17 protein-coding genes are annotated in these 17098 nt (G+C 66.3%); 6 read left to right on the top strand and 11 right to left on the bottom strand.

Annotation, left to right across the window (positions count from 1 at the left end; genetic code table 11):
• Positions 1-29: 29 nt before the first annotated feature.
• From fba to BDD16_RS09620, 5 genes are all read right to left on the bottom strand, one after another.
• Positions 30-1091: a class II fructose-bisphosphate aldolase gene (gene fba / locus BDD16_RS09640; protein WP_179633744.1), complete on the bottom strand. Its 1062-nt coding sequence runs from the start codon at positions 1089-1091 to the stop codon at positions 30-32.
• Between the two features lie 194 nt (positions 1092-1285).
• Complete coding sequence (pyk, locus tag BDD16_RS09635) at positions 1286-2716, bottom strand: pyruvate kinase (protein WP_179633743.1); 1431 nt, start codon at positions 2714-2716, stop codon at positions 1286-1288.
• Between the two features lie 67 nt (positions 2717-2783).
• Entirely contained in the window at positions 2784-5093 is a 2310-nt protein-coding gene (locus BDD16_RS09630) for an NADP-dependent malic enzyme (protein WP_179633742.1), read from the bottom strand.
• A 200-nt stretch (positions 5094-5293) separates the two neighbouring features.
• Positions 5294-6826: a TonB C-terminal domain-containing protein gene (locus BDD16_RS09625; RefSeq protein ID WP_179633741.1), complete on the bottom strand. Its 1533-nt coding sequence runs from the start codon at positions 6824-6826 to the stop codon at positions 5294-5296.
• A 101-nt stretch (positions 6827-6927) separates the two neighbouring features.
• A complete protein-coding gene (locus BDD16_RS09620) occupies positions 6928-7206 on the bottom strand; it encodes a nucleotidyltransferase family protein (RefSeq protein WP_310732851.1) in 279 nt (92 codons plus the stop codon).
• Positions 7207-7444: 238 nt separating this feature from the next.
• Here BDD16_RS09620 and BDD16_RS09615 point away from each other — a divergent pair, with 238 nt between their 5' ends.
• From BDD16_RS09615 to BDD16_RS09605, 3 genes are all read left to right on the top strand, one after another.
• Positions 7445-8209 (top strand): hypothetical protein, encoded by a 765-nt coding sequence (locus tag BDD16_RS09615; protein WP_179633739.1) that lies wholly within the window; start codon positions 7445-7447, stop codon positions 8207-8209.
• Positions 8206-9126 (top strand): polysaccharide lyase family 7 protein, encoded by a 921-nt coding sequence (locus BDD16_RS09610; RefSeq protein ID WP_179633738.1) that lies wholly within the window; start codon positions 8206-8208, stop codon positions 9124-9126. The genes BDD16_RS09615 and BDD16_RS09610 overlap by 4 nt, the downstream gene beginning before the upstream one ends.
• 65 nt (positions 9127-9191) lie before the next feature.
• Complete coding sequence (locus BDD16_RS09605) at positions 9192-9722, top strand: hypothetical protein (RefSeq protein ID WP_179633737.1); 531 nt, start codon at positions 9192-9194, stop codon at positions 9720-9722.
• A gap of 41 nt (positions 9723-9763) precedes the next feature.
• Here the strand turns inward: BDD16_RS09605 and BDD16_RS09600 are convergent, their stop codons facing one another.
• The 6 genes from BDD16_RS09600 to def form a co-directional block, all read right to left on the bottom strand.
• Positions 9764-10957 carry a phosphoglycerate kinase gene (locus tag BDD16_RS09600; protein WP_179633736.1) on the bottom strand — a complete coding sequence of 398 codons (1194 nt, stop codon included), beginning with the start codon at positions 10955-10957 and terminating at the stop codon, positions 9764-9766.
• Between the two features lie 45 nt (positions 10958-11002).
• Positions 11003-11332, bottom strand: coding sequence for an AzlD domain-containing protein (locus BDD16_RS09595; protein WP_179633735.1), 330 nt, complete (start codon positions 11330-11332; stop codon positions 11003-11005).
• Complete coding sequence (locus BDD16_RS09590) at positions 11329-12111, bottom strand: AzlC family ABC transporter permease (RefSeq protein WP_179633734.1); 783 nt, start codon at positions 12109-12111, stop codon at positions 11329-11331. Before BDD16_RS09590 ends, BDD16_RS09595 begins: the two co-directional genes overlap by 4 nt.
• A 45-nt stretch (positions 12112-12156) precedes the next feature.
• The gene (locus BDD16_RS09585) at positions 12157-12561 is read right to left on the bottom strand and encodes a hypothetical protein (protein WP_179633733.1); all 405 of its coding nucleotides are present in this window, start codon (positions 12559-12561) and stop codon (positions 12157-12159) included.
• Between the two features lie 68 nt (positions 12562-12629).
• A complete protein-coding gene (fmt, locus tag BDD16_RS09580) occupies positions 12630-13583 on the bottom strand; it encodes a methionyl-tRNA formyltransferase (protein ID WP_179636084.1) in 954 nt (317 codons plus the stop codon).
• Positions 13584-13594: 11 nt separating this feature from the next.
• On the bottom strand, positions 13595-14110 hold the full coding sequence (gene def / locus BDD16_RS09575) for a peptide deformylase (RefSeq protein ID WP_179633732.1): 516 nt from the start codon (positions 14108-14110) through the stop codon (positions 13595-13597).
• Between the two features lie 143 nt (positions 14111-14253).
• Here def and BDD16_RS09570 point away from each other — a divergent pair, with 143 nt between their 5' ends.
• The 3 genes from BDD16_RS09570 (at position 14254) to BDD16_RS09560 (ending at position 17090) form a co-directional block, all read left to right on the top strand.
• Positions 14254-15432 carry a LysM peptidoglycan-binding domain-containing protein gene (locus BDD16_RS09570; protein ID WP_179633731.1) on the top strand — a complete coding sequence of 393 codons (1179 nt, stop codon included), beginning with the start codon at positions 14254-14256 and terminating at the stop codon, positions 15430-15432.
• 2 nt (positions 15433-15434) lie between these two features.
• Positions 15435-16565, top strand: coding sequence for a DNA-processing protein DprA (dprA, locus tag BDD16_RS09565; protein WP_179636083.1), 1131 nt, complete (start codon positions 15435-15437; stop codon positions 16563-16565).
• 75 nt (positions 16566-16640) lie between these two features.
• Positions 16641-17090, top strand: coding sequence for a Smg family protein (locus BDD16_RS09560; RefSeq protein WP_179633730.1), 450 nt, complete (start codon positions 16641-16643; stop codon positions 17088-17090).
• The last annotated feature ends 8 nt before the right edge of the window (positions 17091-17098 follow it).

Here is a 17098-nt window from a genome sequence, read left to right as displayed (position 1 = left end):
CCGTCATCAGGCAGGCCGCAGCAATCGGATCAGACCACCTGCTGCGCCAGCTCGCCGCGGCTGTACATCTCGGCCACCACCGACATCGGGATGCCCTTGATCTTGCTGCCCTGGCCTTCGCAGCCGAATTCCATGTAGCGCTGCTTGCAGATCTTCATCGCGGCTTCGCGGGCCGGCTTGAGCCACTCGCGGGCGTCGAACTTGTCCGGGTTCTCAAACATGAACTTGCGCACCGCGCCGGTCATGGCCAGGCGGATGTCGGTGTCGATGTTGATCTTGCGCACGCCGAACTTGATGGCTTCCTGGATCTCCTCGACCGGCACGCCGTAGGTTTCCTTCATCTTGCCGCCGTACTGGTTGATGATCGCCAGCAGGTCCTGCGGCACCGACGAGGAGCCGTGCATCACCAGGTGGGTGTTGGGGATGCGGGCGTGGATTTCCTTGACGCGCGAGATCGCCAGGATGTCGCCCGTGGGCTTGCGGCTGAACTTGTAGGCGCCGTGGCTGGTGCCGATGGCGATGGCCAGCGCGTCGAGCTGCGTGGCCTTGACGAACACGGCGGCCTCTTCCGGGTCGGTCAGCATCTGGCTGTGGTCCAGCTTGCCTTCGGCGCCGATGCCGTCTTCCTCGCCGGCTTCACCGGTTTCCAGGTTGCCCAGGCAGCCCAGCTCGCCCTCGACGGTCACGCCGACCTTGTGGGCCATGTCGACGACCTTGCGCGTGACCTCAACGTTGTAGTCGAAGGAGGCGGGGGTCTTGCCGTCGGCCTGCAGCGAGCCGTCCATCATCACCGAGCCGAAGCCCAGGTCGATGGCGCCCTGGCAGATCGCCGGGGTCTGGCCGTGGTCCTGGTGCATGACCAGCGGGATGTGCGGATAGGCTTCGACAGCGGCCTGGATCAGGTGCTTGATGAAGTGCTCGCCAGCGTACTTGCGGGCGCCGGCCGAGGCCTGCAGGATCACTGGTGCGCCGAGCGCGTCGGCGGCGGCCATCACGGCCTGCACCTGCTCCAGGTTGTTGACGTTGAACGCCGGAATGCCATAGCCGTGTTCGGCGGCGTGGTCCAGCAGTTGGCGCATGGAGACGAGCATGGGAAAACCTCAGGAAGTGACAGGATGACAAGAACCTGCAGCAGCGGCCGCTGAAACCGCTGTGTAACTCCCAAGATTCTACGATCGAGGCCACGATCAGCCGTGCGATTTCCCCTTATCTGTGCGCCTTGAAGACCCGGGGTGTGCCAAATCTGCGCAAGATTGCAGGTCGGTTACAGCCCGAGTACGACAAGTCAGCCGACGCGGCAGACCTTCAGCATGTTCGTGCCGCCCGGATAGCCCATCGGCTCGCCACAGGTGATGGCGTAGGTGTCGCCCGGCTTGAGCACGCCCCGGTCGACCAGCAGCGCCTCGGCCGCGGCCAGCGCGGTGTCGCGGTCCTCGAACTTGGCCATCAGGATCGGGCGCACGTTGCGGTAGAGGGCCATCTTGCGCTCCGACAGCACCTGCGTCGTCAATGCATAGATCGGCACGTCGGTCTTGTAGCGGCTCATCCAGAGCGCGGTCGAGCCGGACTCGGTCAGCGCCAGGATCGCCTTGCAGCCCAGGTGGTGCGCCGTGAACAGCGCGCCCATGGCGATCGACTGGTCGATGCGGGCGAAGGTCTTGTTGGTGAAGTCGGCGTCGAGCTTGACTTCCTCGGCGGCCTCGGCGGCCATCGCGATGGCCACCATCTGCTCGACGGTTTCCACCGGGTACTTGCCGGCAGCCGTCTCGGCCGACAGCATCACCGCGTCGGTGCCGTCCAGCACCGCGTTGGCCACGTCCGACACCTCGGCGCGCGTCGGCACCGGGTTCTGGATCATCGACTCCATCATCTGCGTGGCGGTGATGGCGACCTTGTCCATCGCGCGGGCCATGCGGATCATGCGTTTCTGCAGCGCCGGCACTGCCGCGTTGCCCACTTCCACGGCCAGATCCCCGCGGGCGACCATGATGCCGTCGCTGGCCTTCATGATGGCTTCGAGCTGCGGAATGGCTTCGGTGCGCTCGATCTTGGCGATCATGCCCGGCTTGTGGCGCCACGGCTCGCCAGCCACGTTGGCCAGCTGGCGCGCCATTTCCATGTCGATGGCGCTCTTGGGGAAGCTCACCGCCAGGTATTCGCACTGGAAGGACATCGCGGTCTTGATGTCTTCCATGTCCTTCGAAGTCAGCGCGGGCGCCGTCAGACCGCCGCCCTGCTTGTTGATGCCCTTGTTGTTGGACAGCTCGCCGCCGACCTTGACGACGGTGTGCACCTTGTCGCCCCTGACCAGCTCGACCACCAGCACGATCAGGCCGTCATTGAGCAGCAGCGTGTCGCCGGGACGGACGTCACGCGGCAGTTCCTTGTAGTCCAGGCCCACGCCGGCGATGTCGCCCGGCTCGGTGCGCGAGGCATCGAGCACGAACTTCTCGCCGTTCTCCAGCATCACCTTGCCTTCGGCGAACTTGCCGACCCGGATCTTCGGGCCCTGCAGGTCGGCCATGATGGCCACCGGCTTGCCGACACGGGCGGCCACCTCGCGCACCAGGGTGGCACGGTCGATGTGGTCCTGCGCCTTGCCGTGGCTGAAGTTCAGCCGCACCACGTCGACACCGGCCCGGATCAGCCGCTCCAGCACCGCCGGGTCGGAGGATGCGGGACCGAGGGTGGCGACGATCTTGGTATTGCGGGGCATGGGGCGGTCTCCTGAAGGATCTGAAAAACAACCGCCGGATTATTGACCGCCGAATAGAACAAGGTGGTTACGAAGAACGCCGGGATTCCGCCGCCGCGGCGTCGGCCACCGCCAGCGCCGTCATGTTCACCACCCGGCGCATCGAGGCCGACGGCGACAGGATGTGCACCGGTGCCGCCGCACCCAGCAGGATCGGGCCGACCGTCACGCCCTTGCCCGCCGTCACCTTCAGGACGTTGAACAGGATGTTGGCCGCGTCGATGTTGGGCAGCACCAGCACGTTGGCCGCGCCCGTCAGCGTCGAGTCCGGCAGGATGTTGCGGCGGATCGTCTCCGACAGCGCGGCGTCGCCGTGCATCTCGCCGTCGCACTCGATCTCGGGCGCGCGGGCCACGAACAGGTCCCGCGCCGCGCGCATGCGCTTGGCCGAGGGCCGCGACGAGGTGCCATACATCGAGTGCGACAGGAAAGCCACCTTCGGCGGCACCCCGAAGCGGCGCACTTCCTCGGCCGCCATCAGCGCGATCTCGGCCAGCTCTTCGGCGCTGGGCTGGTCGTTGATGTAGGTGTCGGTGATGAACAGGTTGTGCTCGTCGAGCATCAGCGCGTTCATCGTGGCGAAGACCTTGGCGCCCGGCTTCTGGCCGATGACGTTCTTCACGTACTCGAAGTGCGTGTCGTAGCGCCCATGCAGGCCGCACAGCATCGCGTCGGCGTGGCCGAGCTTGAGCAGCATGGTGGCGATCAGCGTCGTCGAGCGGCGCACCGCGGCCTTGGCGGCTTCGACCGAGACACCGTCGCGCTTCATCAGGCGGTGGTATTCCTCCCAGCAGGCGCGGAAACGCGGATCGTCCTCGGGATTGACCACCTCGAAGTCGACACCGGCCTTCAGGCGCAGGCCGGCGCGCTCCAGGCGCATCTGGATGACCGACGGGCGGCCCACCAGGATCGGCTGCGCCATGCCTTCGGTCAGTACCGCCTGCACGGCGCGCAGCACGCGCTCGTCCTCGCCCTCGGCGTAGACGACGCGGGCCGGCTTGCGCTTGGCGGCGGCGAACACCGGGCGCATGAACATGCCGGTCTGGTAGACGTAGCGGGTCAGCGACTCGCGGTAGGCGGCCATGTCGGTGATCGGACGCTCGGCGACGCCGGACTCGACCGCTGCCTCGGCCACCGCCGGCGCGATGCGCAGGATCAGGCGGGCGTCGAAGGGCTTCGGGATCAGGTACTCGGGGCCGAACTGCAGTTCCTGCCCGGCGTAGGCGGCGGCCACTTCATCGCTGGTCTCTTCCTTGGCCAGTGCGGCGATCTCGCGCACGCAGGCCAGCTTCATCGCCTCGGTGATCTTCGTCGCGCCGCAGTCCAGCGCGCCGCGGAAGATGTAGGGGAAGCACAGGACGTTGTTGACCTGGTTCGGGTAGTCCGAGCGGCCGGTGGCGATGATGCAGTCCGGGCGCGCGGCCTTGGCGATCTCGGGACGGATCTCCGGCTCCGGGTTGGCCAGCGCCAGGATGATCGGCTGCGTGCCCATGCTGGCGACCATCTCGCCCGTCATCACGCCCGCGGCCGAGCAGCCCAGGAACACGTCGGCACCGACGATGACCTCGGCCAGCGTCTTCATGTCGGTCTTCTGGCAGTAGCGCTGCTTGGACTCGTCCAGCTTGTCGCCGCGGCCTTCGCGGATCACGCCCTTGGAGTCGCAGACGAAGATGTTCTCGGTCTTCACGCCCAGGCCGACCATCAGGTCCAGACAGGCGATCGCCGCCGCACCCGCGCCCGACACCACCAGCCGCACGTCACCGATCGCCTTGCCGACCAGCTCCAGCCCGTTCAGCAGCGCCGCGCCGGAGATGATCGCGGTGCCGTGCTGGTCGTCGTGGAACACGGGGATCTTCATGCGCTCGCGCAGCTTCTTCTCGATGTAGAAGCACTCGGGCGCCTTGATGTCTTCGAGGTTCACGCCGCCGAGCGTGGGCTCCAGCGCGGCGATGATCTCGACCAGCTTGTCCGGGTCGCGCTCGGCGAGTTCGATGTCGAACACGTCGATGCCGGCGAACTTCTTGAACAGGCAGCCCTTGCCTTCCATCACCGGCTTGGATGCCAGCGGGCCGATGTCGCCGAGGCCCAGCACCGCGGTGCCGTTGGTGACGACGCCGACGAGGTTGGCGCGCGAGGTGTACTCGGCGGCCAGCGACGGGTCCTTCTCGATGGCCAGGCACGGGTAGGCCACGCCGGGCGAGTAGGCCAGCGACAGGTCGCGCTGGTTCATCAGCGGCTTGAGCGGGGTGACCGCGATCTTTCCCCGGACCGGTGCGCGGTGGTATTCCAGCGCGGCTTCACGCAAAGCCAGTTCGGCGGGGGACAAGGGCTGGGTCATCGGGGCGCTCCTGGGGGTGTCCGGCGGGACACCGGTGTTTCAAAAGGGAGCGCAGATTACTGCGGGCGGGACCGGACCGCATGCGTGTTTTCCGCGCAGCAGGCGGAGAAACGGGGGTTCATGCCGGCAAGCGCGTGGGTTATGCACAAGATGCATGACAGGCGGGCGGTACCACGGTCCCGCCCCTGCCGCCACACCCGTCAGTGCAGACGAACCGCCGCGTCGAAGTACCAGGTGCGGCGGATCTCGACCACGTCGAACTCGCGGGCCAGCGCGAGCGGGAACGCCGGGTAAGGCCGCTGGGTCTCGACGATGCGCCGGATGGCGTCGTCGATCTCGGCCACGCCGCTGGAGACAACGAAGGTCATCGACTCCACCGAGCCATCGCTGCGCATGGCCACCGTCACCGTGGGCGGCGTGTGGGGGCGCTTCGTGATCTCGCGGACCTGGTCGGGCAAGGTGTTGAGCTGGATCTTCAGCGCCCAGGCCTGCGCGTAGGCGACGAGGTCGGCGTTGGAGTCGGTGTGGCCGAAGAGGCGGGCGCGGCGGGCGGTGCTGAGCGACAGGGGGAGCGTGCCGGACGGGCTGGGGGTGGCGTTCGCGGCGGCGTCGCGGCGGGCACGTTCCTCGTCGAGCTGGCGGCCGATGGCGCGGAGCACGGCTTCGCGCTTCGCCGCCGCTTCCTGTTGCGCGGCCTGGGCGCGGGCGGCTTCCTGTCGAACAGCCTCCTGGCGCTCGGCTTCCTGGCGTTCGGCTGCGAGTCGGGTGGCCTCGGCGCGGACGGCGGCTTGGCGGGCCGCTTCTTGCCGCTGGGCCTCCAGTCTGGCTGCGGCCTGTCGGGCGGCCTCCTGGCGTTCCGCTTCCAGCCGCGCGGCCTCGGCGCGGGCGGCGGCTTGGCGGGCCGCTTCCTGGCGTTCGGTTTCCAGCCGGGCGGCTTCGGCGCGGGCCGCGGCTTGACGGGCGGCCTCCTGCCGCTGGGCTTCCAGTTTGGCGGCTTGTTGTCGCGCCGTTTCCTGGCGTTCCGCTTCCAGCCTTGCAGCCTCGGCGCGGGCTGCGACGTCCAGCCGCTGCGCCTCCAGCGCGGCCTCGCGCTGCGCCAGCGCAACCGCCACCGGGTCGGGGCTCGACGCACTCGGCTCGACCGCGCTGGCCGCGAGCATCGGCTCGGGCGCCACCGGCACGACCGGCGTGGGCACCTCGGTCGGCTCCGCGGTGAGGACGGGCGGCGGCGCGCGATCGGGCACCTCGGCGCGGGGCGGCGGTGGGGGCGGGTTCACGGGAACCGCCTCGGCGGGCGGTGCCGGTTTGGGTACGGGCGCCTCGACCACCGCGCGCTCGGGCGGGGGCGGCGCAGGCGGTGCGGGTGGTGCAGGCGGTTTCGGGGTCGGTGCCTCGGCCGGCGCGGACCGGATCGACGCGCGCTGCACCTCGACAGCAGCCACCGGTGGTGCAGACGCGGCGGGTGCGGGCTGCGGCGGAACGAGCACCGTCTGGATGTCGGGCACCACGGCCCGCCGCTCCTGCCAGGGGAGGACCAGGCCCGGCACCCCCTGCCCTTCGCCGACCAACTGGCTCAGCAGTAGCCCATGGAGCAGGACGGAGGCGACCAGCGCGCCATTGAACGACCGCCGCTCCGGGGGCGTGCGCTGAAGCGACACCGGCCGACGTCCCCGCGGGCGCGGCGGACGCTCGGGCGCCTTGTCGAAGTCATGGACGGTCCATTTGTTACTCATTGCGTCCGATTCTCAGGGACACGGGGGTGTCGGCGGGCTGAGAGATCGCTGAACAAACGGGGATTTCTGCGACGCCGGCATGAAATTTGGACCGCGTTCGATCACGGAGCGCGGCCCGAGGCGTCGTAGACCACCTGCGCCTGTCGAAGCACGTCTTCGCGGAAGTACGGGCTCAGTTCCTGCGCGGTGCGCAGATCGACCTTGACGCCCAGCGCCTCGGTCAACTCGATCTCGATGGCGCTCAGGCCGATCAAGCCGGGCACTTGGCCGGGCTCGAACTCGACAAGCAGATCCAGGTCGCTGTCGGGCCGGGCTGTGCCCTTCGTTCGTGAGCCGAATGCGGACAGGCGGTGGATGCCGTGGCGCTGGCAGATTGGCACCAGATCAACGCTTGAAAAAAGGTGAGGCAGCGCTGGAACGGTCATCGTAAGCATCGAAGATGCATGTACATCCATACAGCAAAAACTGATGGTACAAATAGTTACCAATCAGATCGTGACGAGATAATGATCGGCGTATAGCATCAATTTTAATAACGCAAAAGTACCAGAAGCGAAGCGCCACAGCAACCGGCGCTCTGCCTCTCGCTACGACTGCAAACTTGCGGGGGGAGTATAGATGGCTTCCAAAAGAAGAAGTGGAACTGATCCTGGTCCGTCAGCCGAAAAACCTGAAGAACTTCGTTCGTCAGAACCTTCAGGTCGGATTCCTAAATCTACCCAAGAGCAAGGCGCAGACAAACAAATCAGCGAACCAAATACTTGGCCGAACTTCTTCTACAAACTAATCACCGACCATCCCGATCGCTCGATCATACTGGTCATTATTACTTTGACGCTAATTTGGTCAGCAGATCAATGGTGGGGTAGAGATCGACTGTGCAGCCAAATACCCTCTACCCTCTCTGCTTTTGCTCGTCTATGGTGCGAAAACGCAAGCCCTGAGAGTCAATCCTTGAGTGGCAGTTTAAATGTTGACGGTTTCATAAATTTATCCGGAGCCGAACTCGCAATCGGAGTCGCAAGCAGTCAAACTTTCGGGCCCTCTATAATAATCCGAGGATCAGGACTGGCCAACCACAATTTTGCTGCGGTCGACACAAACGGAACAAATATTCCACTTTTCTACAACAGCCGCGGCTTTACCGGAGACGGACGTCCTCACGCAGGAACTCGACGCGGGGCAGAAGTCACTATATATATTCAAAGTCAATCAAAACATAGCGGTGCCGGTGCGATAGACGGGTACGGCATCGGCAGAGTGCGCGCGCTGAAATTTAGCGCCAGTCCGACTGATGGAATTTATAATTATGATCTACAGCCTTTACGCGAAAAACCACAAGCCCATTCATTCCAATCTATCCAGCAAATGGAATCAGAATGAATATCCAAATTCACCTCTTTCTTGCCAAAATATTCTCGCGTCTAGCGCACAGTACAATTATTTTATTCATACTGGGCGCATTGGCAGCCTGCGGCGGTGGAGATAGTGTGGCCGCAAGCAGCGGAACATCTTCCCCAGTGGTTGCCGTCGACAACGCAAACAATAGCAATTCGCTGCCTCGGCCGAGTGAACTGCTTGATCTATCTCACGTCACGCTTTCTCTACCAATCAGCAGTGGCAATGGAGGCGTACAGACCCTCTCACCCACACAGCTTGCCCCCTCCATTGAGGCACCGCGTGGCTACGAGTCTGAATATTTAATGACTGTTAGCACCAGCGATGGCCCTGCAGTGCAGCTATGGTGCCCTGTCAATGGGGTCTTGGCCAGCAGCAGCAGTGACAGTCCACGCACGGAGTTTCGCCACCAAGTAGTCGCCGGAAGCAACGATAAGTGGCTACCCACGGACCTTCCCGCTCGCGTTATGACAACCGAGTTTGCAGTCCTTCAACTGCCGCCAACCAAACAGTCTGTCATTGTGGGACAGGTTCATGGATTTAGGATTGCTGGCACCAACGGCGCACTGATCAATGCGGCCCCACTGTTGCTCGCCTATTTTGAACTTAGCAAGGCAGGAGACTATGTGCTAAATTTAAAACTGCGAGACAACCCAGACCCGGCTCAACTAGGAATCTACAGCAGTAGTACGATAGCCCGCACCCCACAGTTGGGTCGATGGCAGCTATTACGAATTCAAGCTGACGGTGATGCTCTAATCGTGAATGGACAGCGGTTGATTCTAGATACTCGTTGGCACAATGTGGGCTTATACTTTAAATCCGGATTATATCTGGACGAGACTGGCATCGACCCATCCAAGGGGGCAAAGTTACTCTTGCGTCAACTTACCTTCAATTAATAAAAGCACCCAGAATGTTTCACGAGATTTCCCCAGCCATCTACTGATCCACCAAAGAAGCCATCATGCAGTATTTTTCTACTATATTTATCCACACTCGACTTGCACGTCTTTTGGCAGCATCATTATTGGGCTTAGCTCCTACGTTCGTCTTAGCTGAACCGCCCAGTCAATGCAGACCGGGCGATAAGGAGATCGAACAAATCAAGCTCGGCAAGCATTTATTCGACAAAAAAGACCTTGTAGGCGCGGATGCCGCATGGGCAAAGGCAATCGACGCTGCCCGCTCCGCTGCAGACTGCAACCTTGTGGAGGTCAGTTGGCAGATTGGCGACTTCGCCAAAAAACGCGATGACTTAGTGCGTGCAAAGCGATACCTAGGCATTGGCCGCGATGCCTATAAGTTAAAAAAATCGCCTGAGGACTTCTCTTACGGAAAACTGCAGAAGTCCCTAGGCAATGTTGCCAAGCGCGACGCCAACGAAGCCCAAGCATGCACACATCTCAAAGCAGCACTTCAAATCTTCACCAGCATCAATGCCCCGAGACAGATTAAAGAAGTAACCGCAGAGATGGGTGAGTTCAACTGCATTTGAGGCTAATTGCGGCGCCACAAGTGTTGAATGCAACCGTTGCTTCAGCCCGCAGCGCGCTTCGCCAGAATCTCAAACGCCGGCAACGTCTTCCCCTCCAGCACTTCGAGGAACGCCCCGCCGCCGGTGGAGATATAGCCCACGTCCTTCTCGATGCCGTACTTGGCAATCGCCGCCAGCGTGTCGCCACCGCCCGCGATCGAGAACGCTGCGCTCTCGGCCACCGCGCGCGCAACCGTTTCCGTGCCGTGCGAGAAGGCTTCGAACTCGAACACGCCGACCGGGCCGTTCCACACGATGGTGCCGGCGGCCTTGAGTTGCGCGGCCAGGATGGCGGCGGTCTGCGGACCGATGTCGAGGATCAGGTCGTCCTCGGCGACATCGGTGGCGGCCTTGACAGTCGCTTCCGCGGTCGGCGAGAAGGTCTTGGCGCAGACCACGTCCACGGGGATCGGCACTGCCGCGCCGCGGGCCTTCATCGCCTCGATCACGGCCACGGCTTCAGCGACCAGGTCCGGCTCGGCCAGCGACTTGCCGATCTTCAGACCGGCCGCCAGCATGAAGGTGTTGGCGATGCCGCCGCCGACGATCAGGCCGTCCACGTTGGCCGACAGCGCCTTGAGGATGGTCAGCTTGGTCGAGACCTTCGAGCCGGCGACGATCGCCACCAGCGGGCGCTTCGGGTTGGCCAGCGCCTTGCTGATCGCGTCGATCTCTGCCGCCAGCAGCGGGCCGGCGCAGGCGATCTTGGCGTACTGGGCGATGCCGTAGGTCGAGGCTTCGGCGCGGTGCGCGGTGCCGAAGGCGTCATGCACGAACACGTCGCACAGCGCGGCCATCTTCTGCGCCAGCTCGGCGTTGTTCTTCTTCTCGCCCTTGTTCAGGCGGCAGTTTTCCAGCATGACGAGCTGGCCCGGCGCCACGTCCACGCCGTCCACCCAGTTGGCGACGACCGGGATCTCGCGGCCCATCAGCTCGCCCATGCGCTTGGCGACCGGCGCCAGCGAGTCTTCGGGCTTGAACTCGCCCTCGGTCGGGCGACCCAGGTGGCTGGTGACCATCACGGCGGCGCCGGCCTTCAGCGCCATCTCGATGCAGGGGATCGAGGCGCGGATGCGGGTGTCTTCGGTGATGTTGCCGGCGTCATCCTGCGGCACGTTCAGGTCGGCGCGGATGAACACGCGCTGGCCGGCGATCTTGCCGGCGGCGATCAGGTCTTGGAGGCGGAGGACATTCATGTGGATAACTCCTTGATGTGAAAGAAAAAAGAGAACTCTTCGGCGCTACCAGCCCAGGCCGATGCGCAGCGGCAGGAAGACGGCCATGCCGACGACGATGGTGCCGAGGATGCCGCGCTTCCAGAAGTAGTAGGCCAGCCCGACCGCCGCGCCGATCAGCCGCGCATCCGCCAGCGTCGCGATCAGCACGCCGCGCGTCAGCAGCACCTCGGGCACGATGATGGCGACCAGCGCGGCCAGCGGCGCGTACTTCAGCGCCCGCTTGGCCCAGGCGGGAATCGGCACCTCCTCGCGCGGCAGCATCAGCAGGCTGCGCGTCAGCACGGTGACCAGCGCCAGCCCGACGATGGTGATCGCGGCTTCCCAGGTGTTCATGACGCCGACCTCCGCGCCACCGCCGCCAGCCGACCGCCGCCACCGCCAGGGCGCTCCATCAGCAGCCCCGCCGCGACGGCGGCCGCCACCGCGACGACGATGTGCAGCTTGTACGGCAAGGCATACGCCGCCACCGCCGCGAGGGCCGCGACCGCCGCACAGATCCAGGTCGCCCGGTCCACCAGCAGCGAACACGTCAGCCCGATCAGCGCCAGCGTGCCCGCGAAGCCGAGGCCCCAAGCGGGCGGGATCACGTCTGCGAGCACGATGCCGACGATCGACGGGATCTGCCAGCCGATCCACACCACCACGGCGCCGCTGACGAAGTATTCGACCTGGCCGGGGCGCGGCTCCGGCTCGGGCCAGGCCTTGAGGAAGAGGGCGTAGTTGATGTCGGCGGCGAGGTAGCTCAGCGCGACGCGCTGGCCACGCGGCAGGTGACCGAAGTACCAGCGCCACTGCGCGCTGTAGATGATGAAGCGCAGGTTGACGATGCAGGCGGTCAGCAGCACGACCCAGATGGGGGCGCCGGTGGCGATCAGCGGCAGCGCGGCCAGCTGCGAGGAGCCGGCGAACACTGTCAGCGACATCAGCAGCGCCAGCCAGGGGTCGAGCCCGCTCTTGACCATCGCCACGCCGGTGACGAGGCCCCAGGCGGCCATGCCGGGCACCATCGGCAGCATGTCGCGCACGCCGCGCGCGGCCTCGGGATGCTGGCGCAGCGCCTGCCAGCGCTGGCGCAGGGTCACAGGGGCTGGTGGATCGCCTGGGGGGTGCATCCCCGCATTTTCACACTGGCGGCGACCGGATCGGCCGCGCAGTCGTCAGTGCGCCGGTTTGGCAGCGTGGCCGGCGCCGGCTTTCTGCGGTTTCTTGCCGTCGTCGATGATTTCCTCGTCGGGCAGATCTTCCTTGGCGACCTTGGGTTTGGCGCCAGGAGCGGCCGGCCGCGGCTCGGTCGGCGCAACACCTTCGAGCTTGTTCTCGCGCATGTACTCGTCCATCTCGCGCCAGCCGGTGTAGACCGCCGCCTTTTCCGCCTTGGGATTGAGGATGTAGCAGTCCTCGATGGCGCGCATGGCGTGGCGGCAGGCGCTGCCCACGGCCTTGGCGTCGGCCTCGGTGCGGGCCAGGGTGGCGCTGGCGGATTCGATGCCCAGCTGGTCGCAACCCGCCAGCAAGCCGGCGGCGATCAGGGCGAAGGCGATGGCAGGGACGGGATGGCGCATGGCTGAACTCGGGGTGTGGTCCCCAGCGCTATCGTCGTCCCGCCGCGCGACTTGAGCCGCGCCGCCCCTCAGCCGAGCTGCTCGCCGGGGCCGATGGCACAGCCCCGCAGGAAATCACGCACCGGCTGGCGCCGCCCGCCGGGCCGCTGCAGACTGGTCAGCGCGAGGGCTCCCGCGCCGCAGGCCACGATGATGCCGTCGCCCTCCCCGTCCACCGACAGCACGCTGCCCGGCGCACCCTGCCCGTCCACGGCCCGCGCCTGCCAGACCTTGACCACCTCGCCACCGCGGCTGAAGCTCGCACCGGGAAACGGATCGAAGGCCCGGATGCGCCGCGCCAGCACCTCGGCGGACAGCGTCCAGTCGAGCGCCGCTTCGCGCTTGTCGATCTTGTGCGCGTAGGTAACACCTTCGACAGGCTGCGGCGTGGCGCGCAGGCCCCCGCGGGCGGCCAGCGCCAGCGCCTCGACGATCAGCCGGCCGCCCAGCGTGGCGAGCCGGTCGTGCAGCGCGGCGGTGGTGTCGTCCGGGCGGATCGGCTCGGGCGCGCCCAGCAGCATGTCGCCGGTGTCCAGGCCGGCATCCATCTGCATGATGGTGATGCCGGTCTCGGCGTCGCCGGCCTCGATGGCGCGGTGGATCGGCGCGGCGCCGCGCCAGCGTGGCAGCAGCGAGCCGTGGATGTTCAGGCAGCCCAGGCGCGGAAGGTCCAGCACCCACCGCGGCAGGATCAGCCCGTAGGCCGCAACCACCAGCACGTCGAGCTGCGCGGCCTGCAGCGCTTCGCGGGCGGCGGCGGCCTCGTCCGGATAGCGACCGTCGAGCTTCAGGCTGGTCGGCTGCGCGACCGGCAGTCCGTGCTGCAGCGCGCACTGCTTCACCGCCGAGGGCTGCAGCTTCATGCCGCGGCCGGCGGGGCGGTCGGGCTGCGTCAGCACCAGCGGCACGGTGTGGCCCGCTGCCAGGATCGCCGCCAGCGCCTCGGCGGCGAACTCGGGCGTGCCTGCGAAGCCGACGCGCAGCGCGGCGCCCGTCATGCCTCGTCCTCGTCTTCGCGCAGGCGCTTGATCATCTTGCTGCGGATGCGGTTGCGCTTGAGCGGCGAGAGGTATTCGACGAAGACCTTGCCCATCAGGTGGTCCATCTCGTGCTGCACGCAGATGGCCAGCAGCCCCTCCGCTTCGAACTCGTAAGTGGCGCCGTCCCGGTTCAGGGCCCGCACGGCCACGGTGGCGTAGCGCTCGACCTTATCGTAGATGGTCGGAACCGACAGACAGCCCTCGTCGCTGACGACACGCTCCTCGCTGTGCGCGATGATGACGGGATTGATCAGAACGAGCTGGTCGGACTTGTCCTCCGAGGCGTCGATCACAATCAGCCGCTCATGCACATCGACCTGCGTGGCGGCCAGACCGATGCCACGGGACTTGTACATCGTCTCGAACATGTCGTCGATCAGCCGGCGCAGGCGGTCATCGACCGTCGTGACAGGCTTGGCGACCTTGTTCAGGCGGGGATCGGGATAGCGAAGTATGGTCAGCAGGCTCATGGCGCGGGTCGGCACAAGGCAGTGCCGCAGCGTGAAAGTTGTGATTCGGGGACAACGTCACCGTCGTTTTAGGGGCAGAATTTATGAGATTGATTGAAGAGTTTCGCGCGGGCCTGACCGGTCGGCGCACGGAGACGCGCTCCATGATCCTGTCCCACGGCCAGCTTGCTCCCATCCAGCGCGCAAGCGCCCGGGCGGCAAGCCTCCTGACCCTCGCCTTGCTCGGCCTGTCCATCCAGGCGGCCCACGCATTTCCCGATTATCCAGTCACCGGCGCCCAGCGGGGCACGGCGCAGAAAGTCGCCGAAGCCGGTGTGCCCTTGTCGGAGCTGGCGCCGAACGCGCCCGACAGCTACACGGTCAAGCGCGGCGACACCCTGTGGGACATCTCGAAGCTGTTCCTGCGCAGCCCGTGGCGCTGGCCCGAGCTGTGGGGCATGAACCTGCAGGACATCCGCAATCCCCACCTGATCTACCCCGGCCAGCTGCTGACGCTGGTCAAGAGCGGCGGGCGGGCGCGTCTGGTGTTCGGTGGCGGCAGCGGCGGCACGGTCAAGCTCTCGCCGCGGGTACGGGCGGGGGACGGGGATCTGGGGCCGATCGCCTCGATCCCGCTGCACCTGATCGAGCCCTTCCTGAACGACGCCGTGGTCCTCGACAGCGACACGCTGGCCCGCGCACCGCGCATCGTGGCCGGCCGCGAAGGCCGCGTGCTGCTCAGTCGCGGCGACACCGCCTACGTGCGCGGCGACCTGCCAGCCACCCGCGACTGGCGCATCTTCCGCGAAGCCCGACCGCTGCACGACCCGTCGAGCGGCGAGATCCTCGGCTACGAGGCCGCGTTCGTCGGCAATGCCGAATACGTGCGCCCCGGCGAGACCCGGACCGACGCCAAGGGCGCCACCGAGATCGTGCCGGCCACCTTCACGCTGAGTTCGCTGCGCCAGGAAGCCAGCATCGGCGACCGCATCGCCCAGGCCCCGGTGCGCGACTACCGCAATTACGTGCCGCGCGCACCGGACAAGCCGATCGAAGGCCGGATCATCTCGATCTATGGCGACGGCCTGTCCGCAGGCCAGAACCAGATCGTGGCACTCAACCGCGGCGTGCGCGACGGCGTCGAGCGGGGCCATGTGCTGTCGGTGCTGCGCGCAGGAGAACGCCTGCAGGACCGCGCCGATCCGCTGAAGACCACGCTCCAGCTGCCCGACGAGGCCCATGGCCAGCTCTTTGTCTTCCGGGTGTTCGACCGGGTGTCGTACGCGCTGATCCTCAGCGCCGAAACCGCCGTGCGTCCCGGCGACCGCTTCACGCCCCCGTGACCGTGGCGGACGACGAACTCGCCGCCTGGCTGCGGCTGCTCGAAACCCCGGGCATCGGCCGCCAGCGCGCACGCCGGCTGCTGCTGGCGTTTGGCGGGCCGCGGGAGATCTTCGAGGCCTCGCCGGCGGCGTGGCGCGAGGTGCTCGATGGCCACAAGGTCAGCGAGGCACTGGCCCAGGCGCCCGAAGGCCACGACACCCTGGTGGCACGCACGGCACAGTGGCTGCAGCAACCCGGCTGCCACCTGCTGGTGCTCGGGGATCCGCAGTATCCCGCCGCCTGGATGGAGCTGACCGATCCGCCGCTGGTGCTGCACGCCCGGGGTCGGCTGGAGCTGCTGGGCATCGGCGCACTGGCCGTCGTGGGCAGCCGCCATCCGACGCCGCAGGGCGCCGACAACGCCTTCCAGTTCTCGGCCGCACTGAGCCAGGCCGGCATGGTGGTCGTGTCGGGACTGGCGCAGGGCATCGACGGCGCGGCGCACGAGGGGGCACTGAGCGGCCCCTCCGGCACCATCGCCATCGTCGGCACCGGGCTGGACCGGGTCTATCCGCGCCAGCACCACGCCCTGGCCGGGCGCATCGCCACGGAAGGGCTGATCGTGTCCGAGCACGTGCTCGGCACACCGCCGCTGTCCCCCCACTTTCCGCAGCGCAACCGCCTGGTCGCCGGGCTGGGACGCGGCACGCTGGTCGTCGAGGCGGCGCTGCAGTCCGGCTCGCTCATCACCGCGCGGCTGGCGATGGAGTCGAACCGCGAGGTGTTCGCCATCCCCGGCTCGATCCACAGCCCGCAGGTCAAGGGCTGTCACCAGCTCATCAAGAGCGGCGCGAAGCTGGTCGAGACGACGCAGGACATCCTGGAAGAGCTGCACTGGGGCACCAGCACACCGGTCAGCGCCGGCCAGAAACCGACCGGATCGTCCACGGCGGCGGTCCAGGCCCGGCTGGACGACACGCCGGAAGATCCGCTGCTGGAGGCGATGGGCTGGACACCGGTCACGCTGGACGCCCTGCAGGCCCGCACCGGCCTGCCCACCTCGGAGCTGAACCACCGCCTGCTGGAACTGGAGCTCGACAGCCAGGTCGTTCGGCTGCCAGGCCCGCTGTTCCGGCGTCAGGCCTGCGCGTGACTCCATGCACGCCGGCCCTCGGCACCGGCCCGCGGGGCGCCGGCCATTCAGGATCGGCTCAGGTATAGTGGATTCATGTTCGACGTGCTCGTTTATCTTTACGAAAACTACTGGCGGCCCGATGCCTGTCCCGAGCACGCCCAGCTCTCACGCAAGCTCACTTCGGTGGGCTTCGAGAGCGACGAGATCGAGGACGCGCTGAGCTGGCTGGACGGACTGACCACCGTGGCCGAATCCCAGGCCAAGGCCCAGAGCCCGCTGTCCCTGCGCGTCTACACGCCGGCCGAGCAGGACCACCTCGGCACCGCGTCGATCGCCTTCCTGAGCTTTCTCGAATCGGCCGGCGTGCTGCCGGCGCCGATGCGGGAAATCGCCGTCGACCGTGCCATGGCCACCACCGGCGAACTCGCGCTGGAAGACCTGAAGATCATCGTGCTGATGGTGTTCTGGAGCATCGGCGAAGAGCCCGACGCGCTGATCCTCGACGAGCTGTTCGTCGATGTCGAGGACCGGCTGATCCACTGAGCCTGGGG

It is taken from the genome of Sphaerotilus montanus, from assembly GCF_013410775.1.
GTDB lineage: Bacteria > Pseudomonadota > Gammaproteobacteria > Burkholderiales > Burkholderiaceae_C > Sphaerotilus > Sphaerotilus montanus.
This window is presented reverse-complemented; position numbering and strand designations above follow the sequence as displayed.

Coding starts and splice junctions, on each gene's coding strand:
- fba (WP_179633744.1), bottom strand. CDS start 1,091: ATGCTCGTCTCCATGCGCCAACTGCTGGACCACGCCGCCGAACACGGC.
- pyk (WP_179633743.1), bottom strand. CDS start 2,716: ATGCCCCGCAATACCAAGATCGTCGCCACCCTCGGTCCCGCATCCTCC.
- BDD16_RS09630 (WP_179633742.1), bottom strand. CDS start 5,093: ATGACCCAGCCCTTGTCCCCCGCCGAACTGGCTTTGCGTGAAGCCGCG.
- BDD16_RS09625 (WP_179633741.1), bottom strand. CDS start 6,826: ATGAGTAACAAATGGACCGTCCATGACTTCGACAAGGCGCCCGAGCGT.
- BDD16_RS09615 (WP_179633739.1), top strand. CDS start 7,445: ATGGCTTCCAAAAGAAGAAGTGGAACTGATCCTGGTCCGTCAGCCGAA.
- BDD16_RS09610 (WP_179633738.1), top strand. CDS start 8,206: ATGAATATCCAAATTCACCTCTTTCTTGCCAAAATATTCTCGCGTCTA.
- BDD16_RS09605 (WP_179633737.1), top strand. CDS start 9,192: ATGCAGTATTTTTCTACTATATTTATCCACACTCGACTTGCACGTCTT.
- BDD16_RS09600 (WP_179633736.1), bottom strand. CDS start 10,957: ATGAATGTCCTCCGCCTCCAAGACCTGATCGCCGCCGGCAAGATCGCC.
- BDD16_RS09595 (WP_179633735.1), bottom strand. CDS start 11,332: ATGAACACCTGGGAAGCCGCGATCACCATCGTCGGGCTGGCGCTGGTC.
- BDD16_RS09590 (WP_179633734.1), bottom strand. CDS start 12,111: ATGCACCCCCCAGGCGATCCACCAGCCCCTGTGACCCTGCGCCAGCGC.
- BDD16_RS09585 (WP_179633733.1), bottom strand. CDS start 12,561: ATGCGCCATCCCGTCCCTGCCATCGCCTTCGCCCTGATCGCCGCCGGC.
- def (WP_179633732.1), bottom strand. CDS start 14,110: ATGAGCCTGCTGACCATACTTCGCTATCCCGATCCCCGCCTGAACAAG.
- BDD16_RS09570 (WP_179633731.1), top strand. CDS start 14,254: ATGATCCTGTCCCACGGCCAGCTTGCTCCCATCCAGCGCGCAAGCGCC.
- BDD16_RS09560 (WP_179633730.1), top strand. CDS start 16,641: ATGTTCGACGTGCTCGTTTATCTTTACGAAAACTACTGGCGGCCCGAT.